We start from the raw sequence: 9,236 nt of genomic DNA, 5'->3' as shown, positions 1-9,236 counted from the left end.
TTTCAATGGTTCAATGGTTCAATGGTTCAATGGTTCAATGGTTCAATGGTTCAATGGTTCAATGGTTCAATGGTTCAATGGTTCAATGGTTCAATGGTTCAATGGTTCAATGGTTCAATGGTTCAATTTTTCAATTTTTCAATGGTTCAATGGTTCAATTTTTCAATGGTTCAATGGTTCAATTTTTCAATGGTGCAATGGTGCAATGATCAATGGTTCAATTTTTCAATGGTGCAATGGTGCAATGATCAATGGTTCAATATTAAAATAGATTGAATAATTGTATAATTTTATAATTGTATAATTGAATCATTGTATAATTGAATCATTGTATAATTGTATAATTGAATCATTGTATAATTGAATAATTACTCGTCCTCATCTTCATAATAATCAAGAATTTCATATTCCTCATTAAATCGTTCTATAAACATTCGTTTTTTACGGTCGCTCGACAATATGTATGAAAACGGTGCTTCGCCTTTTTCTGAGTTTTTCCGCTTGTCCTGTTTCATATCTACAATTGTCTGGTTGAAAATATCGTTAGACGAAAGTACTTGCATCAAATTTCTACGGTAGGTAAAGAAATACCAATTGCTATAATCGGTTTGTAAAAATACAGTTATTTCATCGCCACCACGCCGTTTTATTAGCTCAATTTTTCCATCTACATAACGGTTCACTTCATTTTTCAGAATATTCCCAACCCCTATTTCTCCAACCGAATGATAAGAATCGGTAGATGAATTCCATTTTAAAATCACATCTGTCAGTAGCATTGTGTGTTCCAATTCTTTAGGAAATTTTCTATATTCTCCATGCAATGATAAATTATACAAAAGTTCGTCTGACTTTTCGGTACCAAGCATAATTGCAAGCCCCTTAATAAAAATATCGGTGGACATATCGGTGGGTTCAAGATTCGGGTCATCAATAAATGTTTGCGACATATCTTTCAAAAGATTCTTATCGAAAAAGAAATCCAAAGACATCATTACATTTAGTTCCACGCTGTCTTTAACAAGATCGTGAGTAATGCTACCCATTGGATTCACTTTCATTTGTCCGAAATACAAACCAAAATCGAGCTCTCCTTCGCCATAAATCACACAGTTCTTTTTATTCAAACTAAGAAAATTGCCCGGCAAATTAAATTCTTCTAATTTTTCTTTATTGGAAATTTGATATTCCTCGTTGATATTGTCATAATAAAGATAACCGGAAGTATTCAGTATTTTCAGGTCGTTAGCTCGTTTTGGTTTATTCATGAAGGAAGAATAAATGTGTGCAGAATCCTTATTCAGCATAAGACCGGCATAAAGTTTTGTACCCGATCTATCTTTTGGTTTTTCGGCAATCGGAATTAGAATATTATTCGGATCAATTTCCTCCGAGAATTTTATCCATCGCCTATTCAAAGTTTCGCACTCATGTGAAATTCTCACTGCTCCTGTAAAAGTAAGGAACTCATTGTCGGCATTAAGCCTAACATCGCCTTCGAAATTGAAATGCGGACTCAGAGTAAAAAGCATTGAATCAATGATTGTTCCGCTAGCATAGGTTTGCACGGCTGTATCTACTGCAACCACATCAAATTTTATTGTTTGTTTTCGGTTAAGTTCGTCAATATAATCGTATTTTCCGTTAGCCGAATAGTCTTTTGCTCCAAAAATATTTACAGTAGATTCGTAAATTATATGATATCTTGAAGCATTATTAGCAACTATTTTCGCAGAGTCTAAGGTTCGCATAATAGCTTTCTTTTCAACAATTATCTCGCCATCTCCCGGATAAATTGTTGCATCGGCTACTTTTAGCAATCTAACTTCCCGAGCTGTGATTAAATGTTTTTGAAGATTATAGTTTGCAACAGGAGAAATAAACTCCAGCGAATCTTGCTTTGGATGGACAGAAGTGAAAATTGCACCATCAAGTTCTACATCCTCAAGTTCATCGGGAGATAATCCTTGTTGATACAATCTGTCGGAAATTGAAATAGAACTAACACTCATATCTATTTCTTCTTTTTCCATAAACCAAGTGAACATATCCATATAACAGACATACTGATTTTTAGGGAACTCGACAAATGAAGCAGAATCGTTCGATAAGAACTCGCCGGTTCGTTCAATAAAATCTATATGAGAATTTACGTTATGAGTTTTAAATGCAAAACCTTCAAATCCTGCCGATTTTAAATCGAAATTTGATGTATCTGCATCGAAAACATCTGCTGAATATATAAACTCCGGCGAGCTAAGTTCGGCATTTACAAATTCCATTTTCCCCCAACCTCTCATTCCTGTTGGTTCCAAAACAATTGCTCCATGAATAATTGCCTCTTTATCATACATTTGCATAGGAATTTTCTTTTTATGGACAATCATTTGGTCTTGCCATGGTTCCCAATGAATATATATGCTATCTGCCTCTACCGAAGGATATTCTATTCCCGAAAGAGTTTTAATATTATTAAATTTGTTTGCATGTGTGTTCATAGAATCCGGGAAAAAGATATAATCGTCAGATAGAGTTGTTGACCTCAGATAATTTAATTCTCCATCGCCCCTTAATCCTCTGTGACTCAAACGAATTTCATTTTTATAAACGCCTTTGTTTTGGTAGGCAGGAAATCCATCGGTAGGAGTAGAGCGGATAAATCCGAGAGAAAAATCGGATTGAATTTTTAGCTTTTCATCGAAAGACGGAAATATACTTGCCGGTGTGAAATGGCCATCAAATTCTAAACCATCTGTCGAAAAATTGTCGAGACTATCAATTTTGAACGGAAATACTTGAAAATAAAAATTCTCTTTATTATATACTCCTTTTTGAATATGTTTTTTATCGTAATAAACATAAGACGGATTTTTGCTATTAAAAATCGGATAGCTCGGAAAATCTTCTTTACCTGATTTATTTGTTGGATAATCAATTTTCAGATCGCCTGTAATATCTTGCAGAACAGATTTTACTTTTCTATGCAGATTGCGCCCCCAATTATCTTTTTCGCCTGTTTTTGCCCAAATTCTTATTGAATCAATATTTGTAAGTTTTATCTTAAAATCTTCATAATCAAACTCCAGTTTCTTTCCATAAAAATCGAAAAGTCCTGCCTTAATTTTTCCATCGAACTCAAAATCTCTGTTTTTCTTTAGCAGTAATTCTCCATCGAGCGGGTGAATTACTACATTTTGAGAATCGCTAAGCAGAATGGTTTTCACTCCGAACAACTTTATACTGTAATCGAGCAAACTAAACTGTCCGTTATTATTATTTTTAGTTGCAGAATAGAAATTTATGACATCGTAGTCTTTCTTTTTGCTGTTTGCTCGCATATAATTCAACAACTTATCTCTAATTACAACAGTTTCGCTGCGAGTATCGTAAGATATATATCCGGAATATGCGAGAGTCATCAATTGTTGCTTGACCTGATACAATGGTTTTCGAAGATAATTTGCGTAGGCAAGAGCACCAAATTCCCGAGAATGATAATAGGCAGCAAATTTATAAACGGAAACAAAAGGATGTACATCGTCCATTCCTTGAATGTTTTTATATCTTTCTTCGCTAAAAAAATCGTTCGATTCGAAAAAGGCAGTTGCTTCAGAATTTCCTTTTTTTGCTTTGAAAAGAATTTTTGGATTATCAATTTTCCATTCCAGCACTTCAAAATCCATATCAATCTGGTGAAAAGTATTAAAATATGGACTTTTTTCAATCCCAATTCCATTTCTGTTCAATGTAAGCGTCCTGTTTTTTATCGAAAATTTAAATTCTAAACCCGGATGATAGATTGAGTCTGTATCTAAATAGAAAGTTACAGTTGTATTTTGGGCAATAATCATATCTCTCTTAAATAGAAAACTTTGCGAACCTGCTCTTAAAAAAACGCTATCTTTATATAAAATTTCGAGAAATACATCTTCTTTTTCCGTTCCACTTCCAATAAATTTTGCACCGTGCATAGCAAATCCACCTTCGTAATTTATTCCTTTATAAATGTTTGGGACGTTAAACCTTTTTTCATATGAAATAAATTTGGGATATTTTATCCTTGAAGTATCATTTATTGCTACAATTTTCTCTTCTAAACGACCAGGAATTGGCTTATCAGAAAATCTTTCATAATCAAAAAAAACAGAATCGGCAGTATATGCAGATTTTTTCAAATTTATTTCATAGGATTTCAGTTTTGCTGAAGCTTCTGAGATATCAAAATTTGCCCTGTGCCAGGGAACAATTCCTCCGCTACCAAGCCATAGCTGCTCCAATGGCAAAAACTCTCCTTTCGTTTCAAGGATTAACGAACTATCCTTTTTCGCATAACACACAATATCGGTTTTGTCGAAAACAACTTTTAAGAATTTTTTATCATCGCTTACAAATCTAAAATTTCCTGTAGGTGTTTTCCATTCTACCGATACAGATTTGTAAATAGTATTGTTCAACAGCAAAGTACGCGTTTGAACAAACATTTGGTCTATTTTTCTATTAGATACTTTTTTATTACCGAAAATCTGCAAAATTGCCTTTTTCCATTCTTCGAAGCTTTCAGTGTTATGCTCAGATTCGTGAAAAGCAATCAGTAACTCGAAAAAATTGGCAAAAAGAGGAAAGGCAGAGGCTCTTTTTTTAAGCATCAGATCGCAGGAGCTGAAAATAAATTCTTTGTCGGATTCAGAAAAAGCTTCTTCTTGCCAGACACTTTCAAAGCTGTCCATAAGAATTCTACCTTCCTTTTTTTTGCCTTTTTCTAAGAAATTGCGAATCTCTTTTAAGAATTTTTCATCTTCGTGAGTAAAATTTTTCAGTTTTTGAGAATAAGCAAAATTTGCTGTTATAAATAATATTATTAAAATTAAATACTTAATTTTCAATCTAATAACCATCTCTTTAGAATTAGTTTTTCTAGTTCAAAAGTATAAAGAATTTACGAACTGGAGATACATTTTTGTTTTGGCTTTTACTAAAAACAATAGTTATTAGTAGAAACTATTTTAGCATACCTTATACATAGAACATCAAATTTGTTGATTACGAGGCAGTTGAATTTGTATTTTTATAATAGGGAAAAATTCGTTCTATGGAGGACTGATTAAATTCATGAATTAATCAGCTTAAAGAAAAGCACCTAATATTAATTTGTTTCAGATATTATTATAATTCCGATAAATATTTGTTTAAATTCGCAGATTGATTTTATTAATCGTAGTGAATGAGCCAATTTAAAATTACATTAGCTTTTGATACATATCGCGAAAAACAGGTGGTAGTTTTTAACTGTGATTTTAACAGGAAGCTTATAGACAAAGTAAAATCAACCGGAGCCCACTGGAGCCAAAGTAGGAGGTTTTGGTATATTCCGAAAAAAGAATTTAGCTTAAGTAGGGTTTACGATACGCTTAAAACTGAGGGTTTAGTAGATTATTCAGCATTAAAACCTCAAAATCGAAAAAATACAGAAAGCAAAACTGCCAATATTACAGAAGTAAAACCAAAAGTTGAAATTCCAATTAATTATTTAGATTTATTAGACCAGAAAAGATATGCCGAAAACACAAAATCGACTTACCTTAATTACTTCGGCGATTTTGCAAACTATTTTCAAAACAAAAACTTAGGAAGCATTTCAAAAGACGAAATAAACCAATATATTTTAAAACTAATCAGAGAGAAAAACATTTCTGGAAGCCAACAGAACCAACGAATTAATTCCATTAAATTTTATTATGAAAAAGTATTGGGCAGAGAAAAACAGTATTTTGATATTGAGAGGCCAAGAAAGGAAAGTACATTGCCTGAAGTATTGAGCAAAGGCGAAATTGAGTTAATGATTATAAGGACTAAAAACCTGAAACATAAGGCATTAATTGCCTTGATATATTCTTGTGGCTTAAGAAGAAGTGAGGCAATTAATCTTAAAATAAGTGATATTGACTCTAAACGAATGCTTATACTAATACGAAGTGCCAAAGGCAAGAAAGACAGGTATGTTCAGTTGGCTACATCGGTTTTGAACCTTTTACGTCAGTATTACAAAAAAGACAGACCTGATATATATATATTCGAAGGACAAAAGCAGAAGCAATATAGTGCAACGAGTATAGTAAATGATGTTAAAAATGCTGCAAAAAGAGCAGGCATTAAAAAAAATGTATATCCTCACATATTAAGACATAGTTATGCAACACATCAACTTGAGCAAGGAGTAGATATTAGATATATTCAGGAATGGATGGGACATAATAGTACAAAAACAACCGAGCGATACACACATGTTTCAGAAAATAATTACATTTGACAATAAAAAAGTATGGCAAATAATCAATCAAGAAATTATTCAACTTTAACAATTAAAAGACTTTACACTCTCTCAGGTAATCGTTGTGCATTTCCTGGATGTGATGTTAAGTTCTTGAACTGGGAAGATGATACAAATTTCTCGAATATTTGCCACATTGAAGATGCAAATAAAAATACACATAAAGCAGACAGGTTTAATCCAAATATGTCGGATAAAGATAGAGCAGATTATCAAAATCTAATATTGCTTTGTCCCAATCATCATATAGAAACAAACGACCCAAGTAAATATTCTGTGGAAACTCTTAAAACTTTAAAAAGAGAACACGAAACGAAAATGGATGCTCTACAAAGCGGGAATAATACAATAGCTAAATATCCCTCAGTTTTAAGTATTCTCATTAATCAAATTGGTTCAAATTTATTGGAAGATGAATTTGAAGCGATGGGTAAAAATGCTCCTATTACAGAAGATAAAATCCAGTATAACAATGTTGTTACATACAAGCCAGTAATTGAAGAATACAGTATTTATCAAGGTAAGCTAAATGGTATCTATGATGAAATAGAAAAACAAGGTTCGAGTAAAAAATCTTTTTTACTTCAAAATATTAAATCACTTTATTTGAAGGAAAAGGGAAAATATAAAAACATTGAAATTATTAGGAAAAATGCCGATTTAATCTTTGAAAATATTGAAAATGAAATCTGGAAGATTCTAGAATCAAGTTCAAATTTAAGTCCTAGTTTGCCAATTGAGTCAATAAAAATGGGTATTTTAATTGTTATGGTAGATGCCTTTATGCGATGTAAAATACTTGAGGAGCCAATAAAAAAATGATACTTAGTAACGACATAAAGCCAGACAGGGACTTATACTTTCTTGGAAGTAAAGTGATTGAGGTGCTTAATGATTCTGATGAAAAGAAAGTTGATTATTTTGACCTATTTCAAAAAGTTAATTTAGAATTAGAAATAAGCTTGAATCTTTATACCCTTGTTTTGGATTGGCTATTTATTATTGGTGTCATTAAAAATGCAGAAAACAGATTAATTGAAAAATGTTTCTAAAATCATTAAAAATATTAAACAGAGACTCTTTAATAAGAGAGATTACTTTTCATAAAGGTATAAATCTTATTGTGGACGAAACTCCTGAAGACCTTTCAAAAACTTCAACTGGAAATAATGTTGGTAAGACAACTGTAATAAGACTTGTTGATTATTGTTTTGGCGGTGACGGCAAAAATATTTATCAAGACACCGAATTTAAAAAACAGCCAAACACTTTTATTGAAAACTTTTTAAAAGAGAACGATATTATTATTGAAATTGAACTTGCTGATGATTTGAATGATAAAACCTCAGAAAATATATTGATTAAAAGAAATTTCCTACAAAGGGGTAAAAAGATTCAAGCAGTAAATGGTGAGAACATAACCAATAATAATGAATTTGATAAAAGACTAAAGGAATTCATTTTTAAATCCGAAGTTGATAAACCCACTTTCAGACAAATTATTTCTAAGAACATTAGAGATGAAAAAAATAAAATGACCAATATTGTAAAGGTCCTCAGCTCTTTTGCTTCTTCCGAAGTATATGAGGCTTTATATCTATTTTGGTTAGGTATTGATACTAATGAGCTTGACCAAAAACAAAAACTTTCTGAGAGTAAAAAAAGAGAAGAAAATTTCCAAAAAAGATTAAAGAAAGAAGGAGAACTTTCTTTAGTATTACAACAATTGACTTTTATTAATTCTAAAATTGAAGAGTTAAATCAAGAGAAGAGTCTTTTTGTAATAAATGAAAATTACGGCGACAATATTAATGAATTAAATAAAACAAAAGCTGAGCTCAACTCAGTTTCGACTTTATTAAGCAGGTTGAAAATAAGACGTGAATTGATTATTGAAAGTAAGGAAGAGTTAGAAAATGAGCACTCGAATATTGACGCTTCTCAAATCAAAAAACTTTATGAAAGAGCAAATTCCTTAATTCCTAATTTGCAAGTATCTTTTGAAGACACAATTAAGTTTCACAATGATTTGTTAAACCAAAAGCTGAAATACATAACTAAAGAACTACCTGAATTAGAAGTCTCAATAAACCAAACAAAAATAAAGCTAAAAGCATTTCAAAGGAAAGAGTCATTATTAACTATAACGTTGAAAAAATCAGGATTCACCGAAGACCTTGAATTAATTGTAATTGAGCTAAATAAACTTTCAGAAAAGAAAGGAAGTCTCGAAGAACAAAAAAGATTATGGGAATCGTCAATTGAGAAATTAAGAAATATTGAAACCGAACTTAAAACTATCAATGAAGGTATAAATTCAGGAGATGAATTAATTCAGAGTCGTATTACACTTTTCAATAAATATTTCTCAGACCTTTCCAATCAACTTTATGGTGAATACTATCTCCTAAGTACCCAAAAAACCGAAAAAGGATATGACCTGATTGTAACGAATATTGAAGGGAATCCTAGTACTGGTAAAAAGAAAGGTCAAATTGCCGCATTCGATTTTGCCTACATGAAATTTGCAGATTCTTTAGATATAAACTGCCTCCACTTTGTAATGCACGACCAGCTTGAAAATATTCACGACAATCAATTAAACACTATCGTAGATGTTGCGAATCAACTCAATGGTCAATATATAGTTCCAATTCTTAGAGACAAAGTACCTGAAAACATTGACATAAGTAAATTTGAGGTTATATCACTTTCACAAATTGATAAACTTTTTAGAATTTAACGACTGACATAAAAAAACGGCTTATAATCGAGTAGGCGGCTGATGGCAAAATAGCCACCAGTACACCTCTCACACCACTAAGCGTACGGGTCTCGTACTTAGCGGTTCATTAAGCAAAAGAATTATCGAAATAATTTCTTTGTCTCAGTTCCCTTTAAACGTAAC

At 31.8% G+C, this 9,236-nt stretch carries 6 protein-coding genes; 5 read left to right on the top strand and 1 reads right to left on the bottom strand.

Annotated elements, in window-relative coordinates; genetic code table 11:
• Positions 1–271 (top strand): hypothetical protein (locus HN894_10045; GenBank protein ID MBT7143670.1); only part of this gene is annotated, 271 nt, incomplete at its 5' end.
• Positions 272–368: 97 nt separating this feature from the next.
• Here HN894_10045 and HN894_10040 read toward each other — a convergent pair.
• Positions 369–4,895 carry a hypothetical protein gene (locus HN894_10040; protein MBT7143669.1) on the bottom strand — a complete coding sequence of 1,509 codons (4,527 nt, stop codon included), beginning with the start codon at positions 4,893–4,895 and terminating at the stop codon, positions 369–371.
• A 326-nt stretch (positions 4,896–5,221) separates the two neighbouring features.
• Between HN894_10040 and HN894_10035 the strand changes: the two genes are divergently transcribed.
• Genes HN894_10035 through HN894_10020 form a run of 4 tightly spaced genes read left to right on the top strand, consistent with a single transcriptional unit; the run spans position 5,222 to position 9,071 of the window.
• On the top strand, positions 5,222–6,307 hold the full coding sequence (locus HN894_10035) for a site-specific integrase (GenBank protein MBT7143668.1): 1,086 nt from the start codon (positions 5,222–5,224) through the stop codon (positions 6,305–6,307).
• A 12-nt stretch (positions 6,308–6,319) separates the two neighbouring features.
• Entirely contained in the window at positions 6,320–7,150 is an 831-nt protein-coding gene (locus tag HN894_10030) for an HNH endonuclease (protein ID MBT7143667.1), read from the top strand.
• Positions 7,147–7,380 (top strand): hypothetical protein, encoded by a 234-nt coding sequence (locus HN894_10025; GenBank protein ID MBT7143666.1) that lies wholly within the window; start codon positions 7,147–7,149, stop codon positions 7,378–7,380. Before HN894_10030 ends, HN894_10025 begins: the two co-directional genes overlap by 4 nt.
• Positions 7,371–9,071, top strand: a complete 1,701-nt coding sequence (locus tag HN894_10020) for a DUF2326 domain-containing protein (GenBank protein ID MBT7143665.1) — start codon at positions 7,371–7,373, stop codon at positions 9,069–9,071. Before HN894_10025 ends, HN894_10020 begins: the two co-directional genes overlap by 10 nt.
• Positions 9,072–9,236 lie beyond the last annotated feature (165 nt).

The organism is Bacteroidota bacterium (assembly GCA_018692315.1).
In the GTDB taxonomy this organism is placed as follows: domain Bacteria; phylum Bacteroidota; class Bacteroidia; order Bacteroidales; family JABHKC01; genus JABHKC01.
This window is presented reverse-complemented; position numbering and strand designations above follow the sequence as displayed.